Source organism: Amorphus sp. MBR-141 (genome assembly GCF_053628695.1).
This window is the reverse complement of record NZ_JBRJGW010000012.1, coordinates 1-19,889: the sequence shown is the minus strand read 5'-3', so window position 1 is coordinate 19,889 and position 19,889 is coordinate 1. Positions and strand designations below refer to the sequence as shown.

Sequence of the window (19,889 nt, the reverse complement as noted above, 5' to 3'; positions counted from 1 at the left end):
AGGTGATTACGTGTTAGTCCATTGAGCGGCGCGGCCGCGGTCGGCCCGCCGATACGGTCGCCGGGATTTAGCTACTGGGAATGCACTCCGTGAGCAACTTGCCTCGCCTCGACATCATGCTGTGCGCGCCGCGCGGGTTCTGCGCCGGCGTCGACCGGGCGATCCAGATCGTCGAGCTGGCGCTGGAGCGCTACGGCCCGCCGGTCTACGTCCGCCACGAGATCGTGCACAACCGCTTCGTGGTGGATTCGCTCAAGGCGAAGGGTGCCGTCTTCGTCGAGGAACTCTCCGAGATCCCCGAGACGGAGGCGCCGGTGGTGTTCTCCGCCCACGGCGTCGCCAAGGCGGTGCCGGCGGAGGCCGCCGCCCGCAACATGTTCTACCTGGATGCCACCTGCCCGCTCGTCTCCAAGGTGCACAAGGAAGCGCAGATCCACTTCAAGCGCGGCCGCGAGGTCGTCCTCATCGGCCACGCCGGCCACCCGGAGGTGGTGGGCACCATGGGCCAGCTGCCGGAGGGCGCGATCTCGCTGGTGGAGACCGTCGAGGACGTGGCGCGCTTCGAGCCGCGCGATCCGGCCAACCTGTCCTGGGTCAGCCAGACGACGCTGTCGGTGGACGACACCCGCGCCATCGTCGAGGCGCTGACGGCCCGCTTCCCGCAGATCGTCAGCCCGCACAAGGACGACATCTGCTACGCCACCACCAACCGGCAGGAAGCGGTGAAGGCCGTCGCGCCGTCGGTCGACGCGATGATCGTCGTCGGCGCGCCGAACTCGTCGAACTCCCAGCGCCTGCGCGAGGTCGCCGAGCGTGCCGGCTGCCGGGTCTCGGTGCTCCTGCAGCGGGCGAGCGACATCGACTGGGCGACCCTGGAGGGCGTGCGCACGCTCGGCATCACGGCCGGCGCCTCGGCCCCGGAAACCCTGGTGGAAGAGATCATCGCGGCGTTTGCCGAACGCTACGAGGTCCGCGTCGAGACGGTCCGCACCGCCGAGGAAACGATCTCCTTCAACCTCCCGCGTGAACTTCGCACCGCCGCAGCCGAGTAGCGTCCGAACATGGCGGTTTACACCGAGGTCTCCGACGACGAGCTCACCCGTTTCGTCGAGCAGTTCGAGCTGGGCGCGGTGCTGTCCTCCAAGGGCATCGCCGAAGGCGTCGAGAACACCAATTTCCTGATCCGCACCGAAAAGGGCCCCTTCATCCTCACGCTCTACGAGAAGCGCGTAGAGCGGAGCGACCTGCCCTATTTCCTCGGGCTGATGGACCATCTGTCCGGTCGCGGGGTTCCCTGCCCCACGCCGGTCCACACCCGGGACGGTGCCGTGCTGTCGGAGGTGGCTGGCCGCCCCGCCGCGATCATCACCTTCCTCGAGGGCATGTGGCGGCGCCGGCCGGAGGCCTACCACTGCGCCGAACTGGGCCGGGCGCTGGCGCGGCTGCATTCGGCGGCCGACGACTTCCCGATGACCCGGCCGAACGCGCTGGGCGTGGACGCCTGGCGGCCGCTGTTCGACCAGTCGGCCGACCGCGCCGACGAGGTGTTTCCGGGCCTGGCGCGCGAGATCGGCAACGCCCTCGACCGCATCGAGACGCGCTGGCCGGGCGAGCTGCCGACCGGCACGATCCACGCCGACCTGTTTCCCGACAACGTCTTCTTCCTCGGCCGCAGGCTGTCCGGGCTGATCGACTTCTACTTCGCCTGCACCGACGCGCTCGCCTATGACGTGGCGATCTGCCTCAACGCCTGGTGCTTCGAGCCGGATCTCTCCTTCAACGTCACCAAGGCGCGGGCGCTGCTGTCCGGCTACGCCGAGGTGCGGCCGTTCACCGACGCCGAATACCGGGCGCTGCCGCTGCTGGCCGAAGGGGCGGCGATCCGCTTTCTGCTCACCCGCCTGCACGACTGGCTGCGCGTCCCCCCCGGCGCGCTGGTGACGCCCAAGGATCCGGTCGAATATCTCCGCCGGCTGCGCTTTCATCACGCCGTCACCTCCACCCGCGACTATGGACTCGACCGATGAGCGACACCAACGGGCCCGCCAAAGACGGCAGCCGCGTCATCGTCCACACCGACGGCGCCTGCAGCGGCAATCCCGGTCCCGGCGGTTGGGGCGCGATCCTGGAATGGCAGGGGCACGTCCGCGAGCTGTCCGGCGGCGAGCGCGAGACCACCAACAACCGGATGGAACTCACCGCCGCCATCGAGGCGCTGAAGGCGCTCACCCGCAAGAGCTCGGTCGACATCTTCACCGACAGCCAGTACGTGCGCGGCGGCATCACCGGCTGGATCAAGAACTGGCGGCGCAACGGCTGGCGCACCTCCGACAAGAAGCCGGTCAAGAACGCCGATCTGTGGAAGGCTCTGGACGAACTCAGCCAGCAGCACGATGTACACTGGCACTGGGTTCGCGGGCACGCCGGCGACGAGCGCAACGAGCGCGCCGACGAACTGGCGCGGGAGGGCGTGGACTCCGTCCGGGCCGCCAAGGTCAGATAGCGCCGCAGCCAAACCGCAGACGTCGAAAGCGAGACCGACCGTGCCTCTGTATCGCTCTCAGCCGTCCCATCCGGGGCTCGTTTCCGCTCCCGCTTCTGTCCGGAGCGACGCGGCGGCAGGATCGGCGGCGACCGCGCTCCGGCGCATTCTCATCCTCGCCAATCCGACCGCCGGCGCCTTCCGGCGGGTGAAGCTCGATGCGGTGACCCGGCACCTGAGCCGCGCCGGCCACCACGTCACCGTCCAGCTGACCCGCCGCGCCGGCGACATCCGCGAGACCTGCCAGGCGCTGCCCGACCGGTTCGACCTGGTCGTCATCGCCGGCGGCGACGGATCGGTGAACGAGGCGCTCGCCGGCTTCCAGCGGATGAGCGACCCGCCGGACCTGGCGGTGATCCCGTTCGGCACCGCCAACGTCCTGGCGCTGGAGCTCAGGCTGCCGCGCCGCCCCAAGGCGCTTGCCGCGATGATCTCGGCCGGCCGCACGGTGCCGCTGAGCTACGGCCGCGCCAACGGCCATCCGTTCGTGCTGGTGGTCTCGGCCGGCTACGACGCGGCGGTCGTCCATTCGCTGCCGCTCGGCCTGAAGCGGCGCTTCGGCAAGCTGGCGTACGCGCTGATCGCGATGAAGCACGTCTTCGGCCAGCGCACGCCGGACGTGCTCGCCACCGTCGACGGCGAGACCATCACCTGCCGGCTCGCCGCGGTCACCAACGTGTCGCGCTATGGCGGCCCGTTCGTCGTCTGCCCGGACGCGTCGGCCACCGAGCCGGGGCTGCATTTCATCGGGTTGCGCAAGGACGACCCGCTGTCGATCGTCCGCATCGGCCTGGCGCTGCTCGCCGGCCGCATCGCCCATCAGCCCGACGTGGTCATCCGGCCGGCCGATCAGGTCCGCCTCGCGGCGATGGCGCCGGTGCCATGCCAGATCGACGGCGACCGGTTCGCGACCACTCCCGTCATGATCCAGCCGGGCCTCCGCCCGATCCCGATCCTGGTCCCGTAAGGCCGCGGCGGCCGGTCCGGCACGCCAGGGGCGGTTGCGGCTACTCGGCCGCCTGGATGGCGCTGTCCTGGAGGATGCGCGTCGCGGCGGGCGCGGCCAGCGTCCGGCCGAACAGGTCGCCTTCTGCCATTTCCACGCCGAGCTGCAGAAGGTCCAGCGCGTCGGTGTCGGTCTCGACGCCCGAGGCCAGCACCTGCAGGCCGAGGTCGTGGCCGACGCCGACCAGCGAGCGCAGCAGCAGCGACCGGCGGCCCTTGCCGTTGCCGCGCACGTAGCTCGGCTCGATGCGGATGGTGTCGATCGGCATGCGCTCCAGGTAGCCGAGCCAGGTGGAGCCGGCGCCGAACCGGTCAAACGCCAGCGAGGCGCCGACGTCGCGCAGGCGATGCATCAGCTGGGCGGCAAATTCCGGGTTCTGCGCCACCACCTGCTCGGCGATGGCCAGCTTCAGCGCCCCGGGGGCGAGCTGGTTGCGGACGATCACCGCCTTCACGTCGTTGACCAGCTCCGAGCGGAACGGCCCGCCGACGGGGATCTGCACGCAGACGAAATCGGGGGCCGCGTCCGGATTGGTGGACTGCCACTCGCGCATCTGCTGCGCCGCCCGCTCCAGCACCGACAGCACCAGCGGCGTCGCCAGCCCTTCGCGCTCGGCCAGCGGCAGCAGCGACGACCAGGTGAACTGGCCCTGGATCGGATGCCGCCAGGACCCCTCGACGGAGAACCCCGATATCGCCTTGTCGACCAGGCGGACGATCGGCCGGTAGGTGAGCGCCATGTCGTCGCGCTGGATGGCCTGGCGCAGGTCGACGCCGATCGACTTGCCGGTCACCGACAGCTTGCGCATCAGCGGGTCGTAGATTTCGCCGCGGTCGCCGCCGAGGCGCTTGGCGCGGCGCATGGCGAGCTCGGCGTCGGTCACCAGTTCCTCGCCGTTCGAGGTCTCCGCCCGGAGCGCCGCGATGCCGATCGAGGCGGACAGGAAGATCTCCCGCTCGCCGAACTCGATGGCGGTGCGGATCAGCCGGCGGGCGTGGTCGATGAAGCCGCGCAGGTCGGAGGCGTCGGAGTAGAGCAGCACGGCGAAGGTGTCGCCGCCGAGCCGGGCGATTGTGTCGTGCGGCTTCAGGATCCGCGCCAGCCGCCGTCCGATGGTCAGCAGCGCCGAATCGCCCACCGACAGCCCGAACTGGTCGTTCACGTCGGAGAACCGGTCGATGTTCACCAGCACCACGAACAGCCGCGACCGCGTCTCCTCGTCGGCCCAGCCCATCGCCATGTCGAGGCGGTCGAGGAACAGCATGCGGTTCGGCAGCCCGGTCAGGTTGTCGAACACGGAATCGTGGAGCAGCCGCTCCTCGCGGGTCTTGCCCTCGGTCACGTCGAGCAGCGTGCCGACGCAGCGGATCACCTCGCCGTCGGAGCCGATCACCGGCCGGGCGCGCAGGTGGAACCAGCGGAAATGCCCGTCGACGCCGCGCAGCCGGAAGGCGTCGGAGATCCGGCCGCGCCGCTGCTCGACCATGGTGTCGAGGGTGGCGCGGAAGCGGTCCCGGTCCTGGGGATGCAGCAGCGCGAACCAGTCCTGCGGCGGCCCCTGCAGTGCGCCCGCCTCGGCGCCAAGCCGCTGCTCGGCCTCCTTGCCCACGACGATCCGGTCGCGCGACACGTCCCAGTCCCAGACGATGTCGCCCGAGCCGACCAGCGCCAGGGCGCTCTGCTCGACGTCGCCGATCAGCCCCTGCGCGATCGCCCCGCCGGCGAAGGCGTGCTGCATCACCGTGAAGCCGATGAGCAGCACGATGAGCACCAGGCCGCCGTCCAGCGCCGGCTGCACGATGTCGTTGTCGACCCGCCCGGTCACCGTCAGTCCGGCGCCGAACAGCCAGACCAGCAGCAGGCACCAGGTCGGGATCAGCATGATCGCCCGGTCGTAGCCGCGCACCGCGAAGATGCCGACGATCACCAGCCCCGCGACGCCGATCACGCAGAGAGCGATCCGGGCGATGCCGGCGGCGATCGGCGGGTCGGCGATGGCGATCGCCAGCACGCCGAGGAACAGCAGCAGGATGCCGATCATCGTGTGGCTGTAGCGGACGTGCCATCGGTTGAGGTTCAGGTAGGCGAACAGGAAGGCCGCCAGCATCAGCGCCAGCAGCACTTCGGTCGCCGATCGGTAGACCCTGTCGTCGGTCGGCGCGATCTGCAGCACCTCCCCCCAGAAGTCGAAGTCCACCATCACGTAGGAGAGCACCACCCAGGCAAGCGCCGCGGTCGCCGGGAACAGCACCGTCCCCTTGATGACGAAGACGATCGTCAGGAACAGCGCCAGCAGGCCGGAAATGCCGAGAATGATGCCCTTGTAGAGCGTGTAGGCGTTGACGGAATCCTTGTAGGCGTTCGGCTCCCACAGCCGCAGCTGCGGCAGCCGCGGCGACGACAGTTCGGCCATGTAGGTGACGACGGCGCCTGGATCGAGGGTGATGCGGAAGACGTCGGCGTCCTGGCTGGCCTCGCGTTCCGGCGGGAAGCCCTGGCTCGGCGTGATGGCGGCGATCCGTTCGGAGCCGAGGTCGGGCCAGATGACGCCGGACCCCACCAGCCGGAAGTGCGGCACCACCAGGATGCGGTCGATCTGCTCGTCGCTCGGGTTGGCCAGCGCGAACACCGCCCAGTTGCGGTGGTCCTTGGAGATGGCGCGCACTTCGATGCGCCGGACGATCCCGTCGGGGCCGGGTGCCGTCGACACCTGCAGCCGGTCCTCGACGTCGAGGTACATGTCCACGTCCGGGAGGAGATTGATCACCGACGCGTCGCGCGACACCGGGACCGCCTCCAGGGCATGGGCCGGTACCACGGCAAACGCGATGACGATGAGGGCCAACAGGCGGGCGACGATCAGTTCCAGCCGAAACACACACATTTCTCCGGTTCGCCGTGGCCCGAAGCGGGCCCGGTCGTTCGGCAATCGCCCGGGCATCCTCCACGCCGTGGCGGATGTCCGAGACGCGGGGCGCACCTGGGGACGGAGGCCCGGTACCGATCGGACGCGTCGCCGGGCCTCCCTCCCGCAACCGAACGCCGATCGATCCGGCTGGCGCCCTCTCCGCCCGGGCGCATGCCCAGGCGACAGGAAATGGCCCCAGATTCAATACCTTGAGCGCCCCTTCTCAGTCCGATCGGAGCGATCTGACCGATTGAGATGCGCTAGGTCTCTGCGACGAGTCTGATGCCCTTGGCGCCCCTGTCCCCCCCAAGGTCGCCTCTCACGAGCGCGAAAAGCAGATGGTCCTGCCAAGCCCCATTAATACACAAGTAACTGCGCGCATAGCCTTCCCGCTGAAACCCGACTTTTTCGAGGAGACGGATCGATGCCGCGTTGGTCGGCAGGCACGCCGCTTCCAGCCGGTGCAGGTGCAGCGTGTCGAAGACGAAGCCCACGGCGAGCCGCACCCCGGCCGTCATGAACCCCTTGCCGGCGAAGCGCTGGCCGGTCCAGTAGCCGAGCGAGCAGGACTGGGTGACGCCGCGCCGGATGTGGGCCAGCGTCAGCCCGCCGACGATCTCGTTGTCGGCGCGGTTGAACAGGAAGAAGGCGTAGCCGTCGTCCTCGCGCATGTCGCGCTGGTAGCGCCGCAGCCGGCGGCGAAAGGCGATGCGCGTCAGGTCGTCGACCGGCCAGGTCGGCTCCCAGGGCTTCAGGAACTCCCGGCTTTCCGAGCGCAGCCGCGCCCACGACGGATAGTCCGACGCCGTCGGCGGCCGCAGATAGACCCGTTCGCCCTTCAGGACGGGTCCGAAACTGTCTGCCGCGCCGTGGGTGAAGAAGCCCATCGCCTATCCCGTGGTGCAAAGCCTGCGCTGGGGCGCCACCCGGGCCGGCGCCGCGATGCGCTCCGCGATCCACCCGACGTCGGGGACCTGGTCGACGGACCCGACCGCCGCAAGCGTCGGCGCACCGCCCGACAGCAGGCGCCCCGCCACCTTGCGCACCGCCGCCACGTCCACCGCGTCGATCAGCGCGACGAGCTCGTCCGGGGCGATGACGCGGTCGTGGGTCAGCACGTGGCGCGCCATCTGGCTGGCGCGGGCCGACGACCGCTCGCGCGCCATCAGCAGGCCGGCGCGCAGCTGGGCCCGGGCGCGCGCCACCTCCGCCTCGGTGACGTCGTCGTGCACCCGGACGATCTCGTCGACCACCACAGGCATCAGCTCGGCCACGTCCTCCGGCCCGGTGGCGGCGTGGATGCCGAACACGCCGGTGTCGGAGAAGCCCCAGTGGAACGCGTAGATGGAGTAGCAGAGCCCGCGCTGCTCGCGCACTTCCTGGAACAGCCGGGACGACATGCCGCCGCCGAGCAGCGTCGCCAGCGCCTGGGCGGCGAAATAGTCGTGGTCGCGCATGCCGACGCCCGGGAAGCCCAGCACGATCTGGGTCTCCACCAGGTCGCGCGCTTCGATCATCGAGCCGCCGGAATACGCCGCGGCCGGCACCTTCGGGCCCGCCTCGGCGGAGAAATCGCCGAACTGCTCCTGCGCCAGCCGCACGATCTCGTCGTGCTCGATCGCGCCGGCGGCGGAGAACACCATCTCGGGCGCCCGGTAGTGGCTGGCGAGATGGCCCCGCAGCGCCTGGGCATCGAAGCCCATCACCGTTTCCGGCGTGCCCAGGATCGGCCGGCCGATCGGCTGGCTGCGCCAGGCGGCCTGGGGGAACAGGTCGAACAGATAGTCGTCGGGCGTGTCCCGCGCCGCGCCGATCTCCTGGAGGATCACGTGCTTCTCGCGGGCCAGCTCCTCGCTGTCGAAGGCGGAATTGCGCATGATGTCGCCGAGGATGTCGACCAGCAGCGGCACGTCCTCGCGCAGCACGCGGGCATAGTAGGCCGTCGTCTCGACGCTCGTTGCCGCGTCGAGCTCGCCGCCGACCGCCTCGATCTCCTCGGCGATGCCGCGCGCCGTCCGGCGCTTGGTGCCCTTGAACGCCATGTGCTCGAGCAGATGCGAAATGCCGTGCTCGGCCTCGCTCTCCGACCGGGATCCGCGACCCACCCACAGCCCCAGCGAGACGCTGTCGACATGGTCCATATGGTCCGTGACGACGGTCAGTCCGTTGCCGAGCTTGGTGATTTCGACGCTCATTGGGCAGCTTCCTTGCGCGTGGCGCGGCTGTGTTCGATCACGAAGGCTTCGACCGCCGCGGTCTCGGCGGGCAGGCGCGTCATCCGCTCCGGGCGGGCGGCGAGGTCGGCGAGCGCGTCGGGCAGGCGCGGCGAGAGGCCGGTCGCCTTTTCCACCGCCTCGGCGAACTTCGCCGGATGCGCGGTGGCGAGCGTCACCATCGGCACGCCGTCGGCAAGGTGGGAGCCGGCGGCGGCGACGCCGACCGCGGTGTGCGGATCGATGACGAGGTCGGTCGCCTTGTGGACGCTGGCGATGGTGGCGGCGGTCGCGGCCTCGTCGGTGGAGGCGGCGGAAAACTCCGCGCGGATCGTCGCCAGCGCGGCCGGATCGATCTCGAACCCGCCGCCCTGCTTCAGGCGCCCCATCAGGCTGGAGATCGCGGCGCCGTCGCGGCCGTAGGCCTCGAACAGCAGCCGCTCGAAGTTGGACGAGATCTGGATGTCCATGGACGGCGAGGCCGTCGGCGTGACGCTGTCGGTGCGGTAGTCGCCGCTGGACAGCGCCCGCACCAGGATGTCGTTGACGTTGGTGGCGATCACCAGCCGCTCGATGGGCAGCCCCATCCGCTTGGCGACGTAGCCGGCGAAGATGTCGCCGAAATTGCCGGTGGGCACCGTGAAGGAGACCGGCCGGTCCGGCGCGCCGAGGGCGGCGGCGGCGGCGAAATAATAGCCGACCTGCGCCACGATGCGGGCCCAGTTGATGGAGTTCACGCCGGTGAGGCCGACCGCCTCGCGGAAGGCGGTGTGGGCGAACATGTCCTTCACGATGGTCTGGCAGTCGTCGAACGTGCCGTCGATGGCGAGCACGTGGACGTTGTCGTCGCCGACCGTGGTCATCTGCCGGCGCTGCACCGGCGAGACCCGCTCGTGGGGATAGAGGATGACCACATCGACGTTGTGCCGGCCGCGGAAGGCCTCCACGGCGGCCGCGCCGGTGTCGCCGGAGGTGGCGCCGACGATGGTGGCGCGGCGCCCGGTCTCGGCGAGCCGCCGGTCGACGAGGCGCGCGAGCAGCTGCATCGCCACGTCCTTGAAGGCGAGCGTCGGGCCGTGGAACAGCTCGAGCAGGAAGTGGTTGGGGGCGATCTGGACGATCGGCGTCGTGGCGGGGTGCCGGAAGGTGCCGGCCGCCGCAGCGATCATGCCCGCCAGCGCGGAGCGCTCGATGTCGTCGCCGACGAACGGCGCGATGACGCGCTCGGCGATCTCCGCGTAGGGCCGGAACGCGAAGCCCGCGATCTCCTCCCGCGACAGCGTCGGCCAGGTCTCGGGCACGTAGAGGCCGCCGTCGGCGGCAAGCCCCGCCATGAGGACGTCCGAAAATCCAAGCACCGGCGCTTCGCCGCGGGTGCTGACATATTTCACGCGGGCATTTCCTTCTGTGTTCGCCGGCGCGCGCGGCCGGCGTCGTCGCAGGTTGCTCGTTCGTCCGTTTTGCCGGCGAACCTAACCGCCCCCCGACCCTTCGACAAGGATGGGGGCGCGGCCCTTTCCGCCCGCTCCGTCAGGCGTTGCCCGCCTGCCCCGACAGCAGGCGCGGGTCGATGCCGATCTTCTTGAGCGCAAGGTCATATTTCTGATCGAGCTCGGGCGCAAACACGATCCGCGGGTCGGCCGGGCACGTCAGCCAGCCGTTGCGCTGGATCTCCGCCTCCAGCTGCCCCGGCGCCCAGCCGGCGTAGCCGAGCGCCAGCAGCGCCTTCCTCGGGCCCCGCCCCTCCGCCATCGCCTTGAGGATCTCCACGGTCGCGGTCAGGCAGACCTCGTCGTCGATGGTCAGCGTGGAATCGCTGATGAAGAAGTCGCCCGAATGCAGCACGAAGCCGCGTCCGGTCTCCACCGGCCCGCCCCGGTGCACCGTCACCTCGCCGTCCGGCACCGCCAGCCGGATCGGCTCGCCCTCCGGGACGATGTCGAGCTGCACCAGCAGATCGGCGAACGACACCTCCTCCGACGGATGGTTGAGGACGATGCCCATCGCCCCTTCCTCCGAATGCGCGCACATGAAGATGACGGCGCGCTCGAACCGCGTGTCGCCCATGCTCGGCATGGCCACCAGGAGCTGCCCCTCCAGATAGCCGTCCATGCTCGTGCCACTCATCACCCGCTATCCTGTCAGCTGCTCTGTCTTCGACCTTGCGCGCGGACCGGCACCCGCCGAGCCCGCGCTTTCCGACAAATCTAATGCGCCGGCGCCGGATTGTTAACGCTCCGCGTCGCCGGCACCGCGCCGTTCGCCCCCGAGACGCTGTTGGGCTTGGACGTTTGCCCCACAAGCCGCTACATGGGGTCCGAAAGCCCGCGACGAGCCATGGAGAGATACAAATGGCAATTCAGCCTGGCGACAAGATCCCGAGCGCGACCTTCACCACCATGGGCAGCGACGGCCCGGCCCCGATCAAGTCGGAAGAGTTGTTTTCCGGCAAGAAGGTCGTCCTGTTCGCGGTCCCCGGCGCGTTCACGCCCACCTGCCACCGCAATCACCTGCCCGGTTTCCTGGAGAACTACGACATCATCAAGGAGAAGGGTGTCGACACCGTCGCCGTCGTGGCGGTCAACGACGTGTTCGTGATGAACGCCTGGGCCGAGGCCACCGGCGCCAAGGGCAAGATCGTGTTCCTTGCCGACGGCTCCGCCGCCTTCACCAAGGCGGCCGGCCTGGACATGGACGCCTCCGGCTTCGGCATGGGTGTGCGGTCGAAGCGCTACGCGATGATCGTCAACGACGGCGTGGTGGAAACCCTCGCCATCGAGGACTCCCCCGGCCAGGCCGTCACCTCCGGCGCGGCCGCGGTCCTCGAAGCCCTCTGAGGCCCGACACGCCCCGCCTGCGCCCTTGCCTTCCGCGGCGTTCCGACGCCCGCGGAAGGCTTTATGTACGCGGCGAGCGCTGCTAGAAGGCGCCCATGCGCAGACAGTCCTGCCTCCTGGTCGATATCCGGCGAATTAGCGGCCCGGCCGCCGTGCGATGACGAGGCACGGCGGACCGGGATTGCGGTCGTGGCCGTGCGGGTGTCCGCCGCCGCCGTCCGCCAGAACACGTCTGCCCCGCAACAACCGCCGAGCGGAATCGAACCGATGACCGACACGACCACCGCGCAGCCCGAGGCGCGCGACTATTCCGACACGCTGTTCCTGCCGAAGACCGAGTTCCCGATGCGGGCCGGCCTGCCGAAGAAGGAACCCCAGCTGCTGGCGCGCTGGGCCGACATGGACCTCTACAAGCGGCTGCGCGAAGCCGCCGCCGGGCGCGACAGGTTCGTGCTGCACGACGGCCCGCCCTACGCCAACGGCCACCTGCACATCGGCCACGCGCTCAACAAGATCCTCAAGGACGTCGTCACCCGCTCGCACCAGATGCTGGGCTACGATTCCAACTACGTGCCCGGCTGGGACTGCCACGGCCTGCCGATCGAGTGGAAGATCGAGGAGAGCTACCGCGCCAAGGGCCGCGACAAGGACGCGGTGCCGGTGGTGGAATTCCGCAAGGAATGCCGCCAGTTCGCCGAGCACTGGGTCGGTGTGCAGTCGGAGGAGTTCCGCCGCTTCGGTGTCGAGGGCGACTTCGCCAACCCGTATCTGACCATGAGCTACCCGGCCGAGGCGCAGATCGCCCGCGAGCTGATGAAGTTCGCCGTCTCCGGCCAGCTCTACCGCGGCTCCAAGCCGGTGATGTGGTCGGTGGTGGAGAAGACCGCGCTGGCGGAAGCCGAGGTCGAGTACGCCGAGCACCAGTCGGACACGATCACCGTGGCGTTCCCGGTGCTGGGCGACGGGCCGCTGGCCGGCGCCTCAATCCTCATCTGGACGACGACGCCGTGGACGATCCCCGGCAACCGCGCCATCAGCTATTCCGAGACGATCTCCTACGGCGTCTACGAGGTGACGGAAGTCGCGCCGCTTCCCGACGGCAACCTGCCGTGGGTGAAGCCGGGCGACCGGTTCGTCATGGCTGACACGCTGGCGGCCGCGACCCTGGAGACGATGCGCGCCTCGGGTCACACGCGGCTGGCCGACGTGCCGAAGGACGCGCTGGCCGGCCTCGTCACCGCCCATCCGTTCCGCGACTCGGGCCTCGGCGGCTATGGCTTCGACGTGCCGCTGCTGGCCGGTGATCACGTCACCGAGGAGGCCGGTACCGGCTTCGTGCACACCGCCCCGGGGCACGGCACCGACGACTTCGAGGTGTGGATCGCCAACCGCCGCGCGCTGGAGGCACGCGGCATCGATGCGTCGATCCCCTACACCGTGGACGGTGACGGCACCTACACCGGCGACGCCCCCGGCTTCGAGGGCAGGCGCGTGCTCACCTCCGAGGGCAAGACCGGCGACGCCAACCGCAGCGTCATCGAGGCCCTCGTCGCGGCCGGCCGCCTCGTCGCCCGCGGCCGCCTGAAGCACCAGTACCCGCACTCCTGGCGCTCCAAGAAGCCGGTCATCTTCCGCAACACGCCCCAGTGGTTCGTCCACATGGACAAGCCGCTCGGCGGCTACGGGCTCGCCGAGGGCCAGGCGCCGGTGGGCGAGGACACGCTCCGCGAGCGCGCCCTCAAGGCCATCTCCGAGACCCGCTTCGTGCCGGCCGCCGGACAGAACCGGCTGCGCGGGATGATCCAGAACCGCCCCGACTGGGTGCTGTCGCGCCAGCGGGCCTGGGGCGTGCCGATCACCGTCTTCCGCCACACCGACGACGGCCGCCTCGCGCCGGGACCCGACTTCGAGCCGTCCGAGGCGCTGGTGGCGGCGATCGCCGACGCCTTCGAGGCGGAGGGCGCCGACGCCTGGTTCGAGGACGGCGCCCGCGAGCGCTTCCTCGGCGCGCTCGTCGACGATCCGCAGAACTGGGAGCAGGTCACCGACATCCTCGACGTCTGGTTCGATTCCGGCTCGACCCATGCCTTCGTGCTGGAAAAGCGCCCCGACCTGAAGTGGCCGGCCGACGTCTACCTGGAAGGCTCCGACCAGCACCGCGGCTGGTTCCACTCGTCGCTGCTGGAATCCTGCGGCACCCGGGGACGCGCCCCCTACGCCACCGTCGTCACCCACGGCTTCACCATGGCCGAGGACGGCCGCAAGATGTCGAAGTCGGACGGCAACACGGTCGCCCCCCAGGACGTGATCGCCCAGTCGGGCGCCGACATCCTGCGCCTGTGGGTGATGACCAGCGACTACGCCGACGACCAGCGCATCGGCCCGGAGATCCTCAAGGGCACCTCGGAGACCTACCGCAAGGTGCGCAACACCCTGCGCTGGATGCTGGGCACACTCGCCCACGCCGACGGCGAAGCGGTGGCGCTCACCGACATGCCGGAGCTGGAGCGGCTGGTGCTGCACCGGCTGGTCGAGCTCGACGCGCTGGTGCGCCAGGGCTACCGCGACTACGACTACAAGCGCATCGCCCACGCGCTCATCAACTTCACCACCATCGACCTGTCGGCGTTCTACTTCGACATCCGCAAGGACGCACTCTACTGCGATCCGATCTCCTCGGTGCGCCGCAGGGCCGCGCTGCAGGTGATCGGCATCGTCTTCGAGGCGCTCACCCGCTGGCTGGCGCCGATGCTCCCCTTCACCATGGAGGAGGCGCACCTGTCGCTGCACGGCGAGGACGACGGCCGGTCGATCCACCTGGAGCAGTTCCCGGTCATCGACGCCACCTGGCAGAGCCCGCAGCTGGCCGAGAAGTGGGCGAAGGTCCGCGAGGTCCGCCGGGTGGTGCTGGGCGCCATCGAGATCGAGCGGCGCGAGAAGCGCATCCGCGGCTCGCTGGAGGCACACGTGGCGGTCTACGTCACCAACCCGGCGCTGTTTTCGGCGGTGGCCGACGTCGAGCTGGCCGACGTGTCGATCACCAGCCAGGCGACGCTCAGCCACGACAACGGCCCGGCCGACGCCTTCCGCCTCGACGAGGTGCCGGGCGTCGCCGTCGTGGTCACCCACGCCGAAGGCCGCCGCTGCGCCCGGTCCTGGAAGGTGCTTCCGGAAGTCGGCAGCGATCCCGACTACCCGGACCTGACGTTCCGCGACGCCGAGGCCATGCGCGAGCTCGACGGCCGGGCAGCGACCGCGTGATCGGACCGCGAGGAGGAGGACACACCCCATGACCGAGGCCACGCGCCCCCTCCCCGCGAAGCCGTCGCACTGGCGCTTCGGCTTCGCCCTCGCCGCGATCGTGCTCGTCGTCGACCAGGCGGTGAAGCTCTGGCTCCTCAACGTGGTCGACCTGGCCGCGACCGGGCCGCTCCGGGTCACGCCGTTCCTCGACCTCGTCCTCGTCTGGAACCAGGGCATCAGCTACGGCATGTTCCAGCAGGAGACCGACCTCGGCCGCTGGCTGCTGGTGGTGTTCACCGGCATCATCACGCTGTTTCTCGGCTACTGGCTGGCGGTGGCGCGCGACCGCTGGACGTCGGCCAGCCTTGCCCTCATCGTCGGCGGCGCCGTCGGCAACGGCATCGACCGAATCGCCTACGGCGCGGTGGCCGACTTCGTCCACGTCTTCGTCGGATCGTTCTCGTGGTACGTCTTCAACGTCGCGGATGCCGCCATCGCGCTGGGCGTGATCGGGCTTCTCGTCGACGCCGTGGGTGGACGTCGTAATAATGCCGCAAAGGAAACGTCCGGTGAAAGCTGACATTGGCATTTGTCGGCCAGACTGATCCGGCAGCCCGTGTCGCCGGACCTGCGGTTTCGGCACGCAGGGCACGATGGCGGGCGGTTCGACATCTCGTGATAGACTGAAGCCTCACACGTCGCAGCGCCTCCCGGCGCTGGCGCGGCGGATAACCGAAGGGTGACAACTGTGGTGAAGCGTTCGCATTCGTTCGCAACGGCAACCCGGCTGCTGACGCTGACGCTGCTCGCCGCGGGCGCTGCCGGCTGCAACACCAGCAGCAGCTACTTCTACGAAGAGAAGCAGCCTAGCCAGGAACGCGATGTCGGCCTGTTCGGCGGCATCCTGGAATCCACCGGCATGGTGAATCGTCCGGCCACCGAGATCAACTACAAGCAGCGCTCCCCGATCGCGCTGCCGCCGTCCAACGAGCTGCCGCCGCCGGAGCCCGAGGGCGGCACGGCCATCGCCGCCGTCGACTGGCCGGACGATCCGGACAAGGCGCGGGCCTCCGAGCCGGCTCCCTCCGCCTCGTCCACGCTCAACGGCGAGCGCCTGACGCCCGAAGAGATCCAGGCCGGGCGCGTCGCCGGCGGGCTGCCCACCTCGAACGGCAGCCTGAGCTACGACAAGCGCTTCCTCCGCGACACCGGCAACGTCGCCCTGAGCCCGACGGAAATGAAGGCCGGCTTCGACAGCCCCGACGGCAAGAATTCCGGCAAGGTGCTGACCGCCGAGGGAACGGCGCAGCCGCGCCAGTACCTGATCCAGCCGCCGGACGAGTACCGGCAGCCGGCGGAGTCGGCCGCCCTGCCCGAGAAGAAGAAGATCAAGAACAGCAAGTGGGCGCGCAACCAGCTGTACGGCGGCCAGGAGAAGTCGAACCCGGTCTACGACACGGTCAACTGACGGTCGCCTCCCTCCGCTCACGCCCGCTTCGAATGCCGCGCCCCCGCGCGGCATTCCCGTTTTCGGGCCCCGGCTGACCCCGGCCGTCCGGGCCGCCCTCCCGCCACCGCCGCCGGTCCCCCTGCTCGCGCCAACATTACGGAATGTTCAGTGGCGCCCCCGGCGACGCCTCCTGTACCTTCCGCTCGAACGGACCATCGGTCCGAACTGCGGGCCGGACAGACCGGTCCCGATCCGAACGCGGCGCCCGCATCGCCCGCGCGGACCGACCACCACAACGGAAGGATTGCAGCGGATGAAGGCACGATACGCGCTCGTCGCGGCTCTCGGCGCCAGTCTCCTCGCCGCCCCGGCCCTCGCGGCCGACACCTCGTTTGCCGATCTGAAGATCGCTCCGAACACCTCCAGCTTCACCCTCGACAACGGCCTGCAGGTGGTGGTGATCCCGGATCACCGCTCCCCGGTCGTGACCCACATGGTGTGGTACCGCGCCGGCGCTGCGGACGAAGCCGCCGGCGAATCGGGGGCCGCGCATTTCCTCGAGCACCTGATGTTCAAGGGCACCGAGGCGCATCCCGACGGCTTCTCCAGCGTGGTCACCTCGCTCGGCGGCCAGGAGAACGCCTTCACCTCCCAGGACTACACCGCCTATTTCCAGCAGATCGCCAAGGACCACCTCGGCCGCATGATGGAGCTCGAGGCGGACCGGATGGCGCACCTCTCGCTCGAGCCGGAGGAGGTCGCCCGCGAGCTCGACGTGGTGCTCGAGGAGCGTCGCATGCGCGTCGACAACGACCCGTCCGCGCAGCTCGGCGAGATCTTCGACGCCACCCTCCACGTCAACAGCCCCTACGGCGATCCCGTCATCGGCTGGCCGAAGGAGGTTTCGGCGCTGAACCGCGAGGCGGCCTACGCCTTCTACGACCGCTTCTACACGCCGGAAAACGCCGTGGTGGTGATCGCCGGCGACGTGACGCCCGATGAGGTGAAGGCGCTGGCGGAGAAGACCTACGGCCAGGTGAAGAGCCGCGCCGAGGTGAAGCCCCGGGTGCGCTCCGCGACGCCGGCGCTCAACGCCCTGCGCACGGTGCGCTACGACGACCCGCGCGTCGGGCAGCCCTCGCTGCGGCACGGCTGGGTGGTGCCGAGCTACGCCACCGCCGAGCCCGGCCAGGCCGAAGCGCTCGACGTGCTCTCCCAGATCCTCGGTGGCGGCTCGACCAGCCGGCTCTACGACACGCTGGTGCGCACCGACGGCCTCGCCTCGTCGGTCGGATCCTGGTACCAGGGCAATGCGCTCGATCCGGACACGTTCATGATCTACGCGGTGCCGCGCGACGGCGTCGACTTCGCCGCCGTGGAAGCCGCCATCGACAAGACGGTCGAGGACATTGCCCAGAACGGCGTGAACGACGAGGAACTCCAGCGCGCCAAGCGCAGCCTCGTCGCCGGCGCCCTGTTCGCCCAGGACAGCCAGCAGCGTCTCGCCCGGATCTTCGGCCTCGCGCTCACCACCGGCCAGACCATCGAGGACGTCCAGGCCTGGCCGTCGCGCATCGGCGACGTCACCGCCGACCAGGTGCAGGCGGCCGCCCGGGCCTACCTGTCCCCCGACCGGGGCGTCACCGGCTACCTGGAAAAGAAGATACCCGGCAAGGACTCCTGACGAGTGCCGGCGGGCCGCGCCCGGTCCATGTGCGCGCCCCGCCCGTTCCCTGCCCTGTCGCAACGCCCGAGTTCGCCCGTCGTGGGGCGCAGCGCCATCTCCCCGCGCGCCCCTGAAGGAGAGGAGATCTCTTCATGCTGACCGTTCTTGCCCGCCGTACCCGCCTGTCGCTCGCGGCCTTCGGCTTCACCACCGCCGCGGTGCTGGCCGGCGCCTCGCCGTCCCAGGCGATCACCATCGAGCCGGTGACCAGCCCCGGCGGCATCGAGGCCTGGCTCGTCTCCGACGACACCGTTCCCGTCGTGGTGATGAACTTCGCCTTCGAGGGGGCCGGCGCATCCCAGGACCCCGCCGACAAGCCGGGGGTGGCCAACCTCCTTTCGGCGCTGCTCGACGAAGGCGCGGGCCCCTACGATTCCGAGGCCTACCAGACCGAGCTGCAGGACAAGTCGGTGCGGCTGTCGTTCTCCGCCGACCGCGACGCCTTCTACGGCAACCTGCAGATGCTCGCCGACAATCCGCAGGAGGGTGTGGAGCTGCTCAAGGTGGCGCTGGCCGAGCCGCATCTCGCCGACGAAGCCATCGGGCGGATGAGCAACCAGATCATCTCGGGGATCCGCCGGGACCAGCGCGACCCGATGGAGGTCGCCGCCGAGATCTGGTCCCGCAAGGCCTTCCCCGATCATCCCTACGGCCGTCCGCTCGAGGGGACCGAGGAGAGCGTCGCCGCGATCACCCGGGCCGACCTGCAGGCGTTCAAGGACGCCGCGCTCGCCCGCGACAACCTGCACGTGGTCGTGGTCGGGGCGATCGACGCGGAAACTCTGAAGCCGCTCCTCGACGAGACCTTCGGCGGCCTTCCGGCAACCGCCTCGCTGACGCCGGTGGCCGACGTCATGCCGAAGACCGGCGAGACGGCCACCGAGACCATGGACGTTCCCCAGGCCGCCATCCGCTTCGGCGGACCCGGCATCGCCCGGGACGACCCGGACTTCATCCCGGGCTTCGTGATGAACTACATCCTCGGCGGCGGCTCGTTCTCGTCGCGCCTGTTCACGGAAATCCGCGAAAAGCGCGGCCTCGCCTACTCGGTCTATTCCTACCTCGTGCCGCTCGACCACTCCGCCGTGTTCGGCGGCGGCACCGCCACCCGCGCCGACCGCGTCGACGAGACCGTCGGGCTGATCAAGTCCGAGATCGCCCGGATGGCCGATGGCGGCCCCACCCAGGCGGAGCTCGACGATGCCAAGGCCTACCTGACCGGCGCCTATCCGCTGCGCTTCGACTCCTCCTCCTCGATCGCCGCCCAGCTGCTGCAGATCCAGCTCGAGGAGCTCGGCATCGACTATGTGGACAAGCGCAACGCCCTGATCGAGGCGGTGTCACTGGACGACGTGAAGCGCGTCGCCGCCCGGATCCTCGGCAACGGCGAACCGACGTTCGTCACCGTCGGACCGTCCGGGACCTGACCGACAACGGCGGTGCGGCGCCCGGCGTGCCGCACCGCAGCTTGACGAATCGCTGCACGGCGCGCGTCATGCAACGGTTTGGCAGCCTGCTGCGGCTGCCTGGGGGAGAATGAGGCGAAGCCTGTGATCACCCTGATCGTCAGCGGCATGGACTGCAGGAGCTGCGGCGGCGTCGTCCGGGAAGCCGTGCACTCCGTCGACCCCACGGCCGACGTCGACATCGACGTCGAAGAGGGCCGCGTCGACATCGACACCCCCGCCCCCCTCGACCGCTTCATCCTCGCCATCGAGCGCGCCGGCTTCAACGTCGAGCATTAGAGCCTTTTCCGGTCAGGTGGAATCACCTGACCGATAAGAAATGGCTGCAGAATCAATACCTTGATGTTTGTTGCCCCTCACGCCGAGTGCGCTCCGCGCACCGGCTCCGGGAGGGGGGCCTGGTTTCTAGAGCGTTTCATGTTTTGACGGAAGCGTATCCAGCGTTGGTGAGATAGTTCTGGCATTCGTCGGGTTCGATGGTCTGGACGAGCTGCCCGA

Annotated in this window: 16 protein-coding genes; 11 read left to right on the top strand and 5 right to left on the bottom strand. The window is 69.7% G+C overall.

The genetic code is table 11. The features are described from left to right. The first annotated feature begins 80 nt into the window (after positions 1–80). The 4 genes from ispH to ACSSVZ_RS16315 are packed head-to-tail and all read left to right on the top strand — an operon-like array spanning position 81 to position 3,509. Entirely contained in the window at positions 81–1,052 is a 972-nt protein-coding gene (gene ispH / locus ACSSVZ_RS16330; RefSeq protein WP_453971715.1) for a 4-hydroxy-3-methylbut-2-enyl diphosphate reductase, read from the top strand. Between the two features lie 9 nt (positions 1,053–1,061). Next, a complete protein-coding gene (locus ACSSVZ_RS16325; protein ID WP_453971713.1) occupies positions 1,062–2,027 on the top strand; it encodes a homoserine kinase in 966 nt (321 codons plus the stop codon). Then, complete coding sequence (gene rnhA, locus ACSSVZ_RS16320; RefSeq protein ID WP_453971711.1) at positions 2,024–2,503, top strand: ribonuclease HI; 480 nt, start codon at positions 2,024–2,026, stop codon at positions 2,501–2,503. Before ACSSVZ_RS16325 ends, rnhA begins: the two co-directional genes overlap by 4 nt. Positions 2,504–2,543: 40 nt before the next feature. Further along, positions 2,544–3,509, top strand: coding sequence for a diacylglycerol/lipid kinase family protein (locus tag ACSSVZ_RS16315; RefSeq protein WP_453971710.1), 966 nt, complete (start codon positions 2,544–2,546; stop codon positions 3,507–3,509). 40 nt (positions 3,510–3,549) lie between these two features. Here ACSSVZ_RS16315 and ACSSVZ_RS16310 read toward each other — a convergent pair whose 3' ends face one another. The 5 genes from ACSSVZ_RS16310 to ACSSVZ_RS16290 all read right to left on the bottom strand — a co-directional run bounded on the left by ACSSVZ_RS16310 (position 3,550) and on the right by ACSSVZ_RS16290 (position 10,796). Then, positions 3,550–6,432 (bottom strand): EAL domain-containing protein, encoded by a 2,883-nt coding sequence (locus ACSSVZ_RS16310; RefSeq protein WP_453971708.1) that lies wholly within the window; start codon positions 6,430–6,432, stop codon positions 3,550–3,552. Positions 6,433–6,716: 284 nt separating this feature from the next. Beyond that, positions 6,717–7,343: a GNAT family N-acetyltransferase gene (locus ACSSVZ_RS16305; protein ID WP_453971707.1), complete on the bottom strand. Its 627-nt coding sequence runs from the start codon at positions 7,341–7,343 to the stop codon at positions 6,717–6,719. Positions 7,344–7,346: 3 nt separating this feature from the next. Continuing rightward, complete coding sequence (locus tag ACSSVZ_RS16300; RefSeq protein WP_453971705.1) at positions 7,347–8,651, bottom strand: M16 family metallopeptidase; 1,305 nt, start codon at positions 8,649–8,651, stop codon at positions 7,347–7,349. Then, on the bottom strand, positions 8,648–10,060 hold the full coding sequence (thrC, locus tag ACSSVZ_RS16295) for a threonine synthase (RefSeq protein ID WP_453971704.1): 1,413 nt from the start codon (positions 10,058–10,060) through the stop codon (positions 8,648–8,650). Before thrC ends, ACSSVZ_RS16300 begins: the two co-directional genes overlap by 4 nt. Positions 10,061–10,199: 139 nt before the next feature. Next, positions 10,200–10,796 (bottom strand): YqgE/AlgH family protein, encoded by a 597-nt coding sequence (locus ACSSVZ_RS16290; protein ID WP_453971703.1) that lies wholly within the window; start codon positions 10,794–10,796, stop codon positions 10,200–10,202. Positions 10,797–11,020: 224 nt separating this feature from the next. On the opposite strand from ACSSVZ_RS16290, the gene ACSSVZ_RS16285 reads away from it, so the two are divergent. The 7 genes from ACSSVZ_RS16285 (at position 11,021) to ACSSVZ_RS16255 (ending at position 19,670) form a co-directional block, all read left to right on the top strand. Continuing rightward, entirely contained in the window at positions 11,021–11,506 is a 486-nt protein-coding gene (locus ACSSVZ_RS16285) for a redoxin family protein (RefSeq protein ID WP_453971702.1), read from the top strand. Positions 11,507–11,773: 267 nt separating this feature from the next. Next, entirely contained in the window at positions 11,774–14,767 is a 2,994-nt protein-coding gene (ileS, locus tag ACSSVZ_RS16280; protein ID WP_453971700.1) for an isoleucine--tRNA ligase, read from the top strand. A gap of 28 nt (positions 14,768–14,795) precedes the next feature. Continuing rightward, complete coding sequence (gene lspA / locus ACSSVZ_RS16275) at positions 14,796–15,329, top strand: signal peptidase II (RefSeq protein ID WP_453971699.1); 534 nt, start codon at positions 14,796–14,798, stop codon at positions 15,327–15,329. Between the two features lie 159 nt (positions 15,330–15,488). Then, entirely contained in the window at positions 15,489–16,217 is a 729-nt protein-coding gene (locus tag ACSSVZ_RS16270) for a hypothetical protein (RefSeq protein WP_453971698.1), read from the top strand. Positions 16,218–16,512: 295 nt separating this feature from the next. Continuing rightward, entirely contained in the window at positions 16,513–17,883 is a 1,371-nt protein-coding gene (locus ACSSVZ_RS16265; protein WP_453971696.1) for a M16 family metallopeptidase, read from the top strand. Positions 17,884–18,017: 134 nt separating this feature from the next. Then, on the top strand, positions 18,018–19,352 hold the full coding sequence (locus tag ACSSVZ_RS16260) for a M16 family metallopeptidase (protein ID WP_453971694.1): 1,335 nt from the start codon (positions 18,018–18,020) through the stop codon (positions 19,350–19,352). A gap of 123 nt (positions 19,353–19,475) precedes the next feature. Then, positions 19,476–19,670, top strand: a complete 195-nt coding sequence (locus tag ACSSVZ_RS16255) for a heavy-metal-associated domain-containing protein (protein ID WP_453971692.1) — start codon at positions 19,476–19,478, stop codon at positions 19,668–19,670. Positions 19,671–19,889 lie beyond the last annotated feature (219 nt).

What these genes read in the sequence shown, in the direction of transcription:
- ACSSVZ_RS16260 (WP_453971694.1), top strand. Translation starts at nt 18,018, where the DNA reads ATGCTGACCGTTCTTGCCCGCCGTACCCGCCTGTCGCTCGCGGCCTTC.
- ACSSVZ_RS16300 (WP_453971705.1), bottom strand. Translation starts at nt 8,651, where the DNA reads ATGAGCGTCGAAATCACCAAGCTCGGCAACGGACTGACCGTCGTCACG.
- ACSSVZ_RS16325 (WP_453971713.1), top strand. Translation starts at nt 1,062, where the DNA reads ATGGCGGTTTACACCGAGGTCTCCGACGACGAGCTCACCCGTTTCGTC.
- ACSSVZ_RS16290 (WP_453971703.1), bottom strand. Translation starts at nt 10,796, where the DNA reads ATGAGTGGCACGAGCATGGACGGCTATCTGGAGGGGCAGCTCCTGGTG.
- ileS (WP_453971700.1), top strand. Translation starts at nt 11,774, where the DNA reads ATGACCGACACGACCACCGCGCAGCCCGAGGCGCGCGACTATTCCGAC.
- ACSSVZ_RS16310 (WP_453971708.1), bottom strand. Translation starts at nt 6,432, where the DNA reads ATGTGTGTGTTTCGGCTGGAACTGATCGTCGCCCGCCTGTTGGCCCTC.
- ACSSVZ_RS16305 (WP_453971707.1), bottom strand. Translation starts at nt 7,343, where the DNA reads ATGGGCTTCTTCACCCACGGCGCGGCAGACAGTTTCGGACCCGTCCTG.
- ACSSVZ_RS16285 (WP_453971702.1), top strand. Translation starts at nt 11,021, where the DNA reads ATGGCAATTCAGCCTGGCGACAAGATCCCGAGCGCGACCTTCACCACC.
- rnhA (WP_453971711.1), top strand. Translation starts at nt 2,024, where the DNA reads ATGAGCGACACCAACGGGCCCGCCAAAGACGGCAGCCGCGTCATCGTC.
- lspA (WP_453971699.1), top strand. Translation starts at nt 14,796, where the DNA reads ATGACCGAGGCCACGCGCCCCCTCCCCGCGAAGCCGTCGCACTGGCGC.
- ispH (WP_453971715.1), top strand. Translation starts at nt 81, where the DNA reads ATGCACTCCGTGAGCAACTTGCCTCGCCTCGACATCATGCTGTGCGCG.
- ACSSVZ_RS16265 (WP_453971696.1), top strand. Translation starts at nt 16,513, where the DNA reads ATGAAGGCACGATACGCGCTCGTCGCGGCTCTCGGCGCCAGTCTCCTC.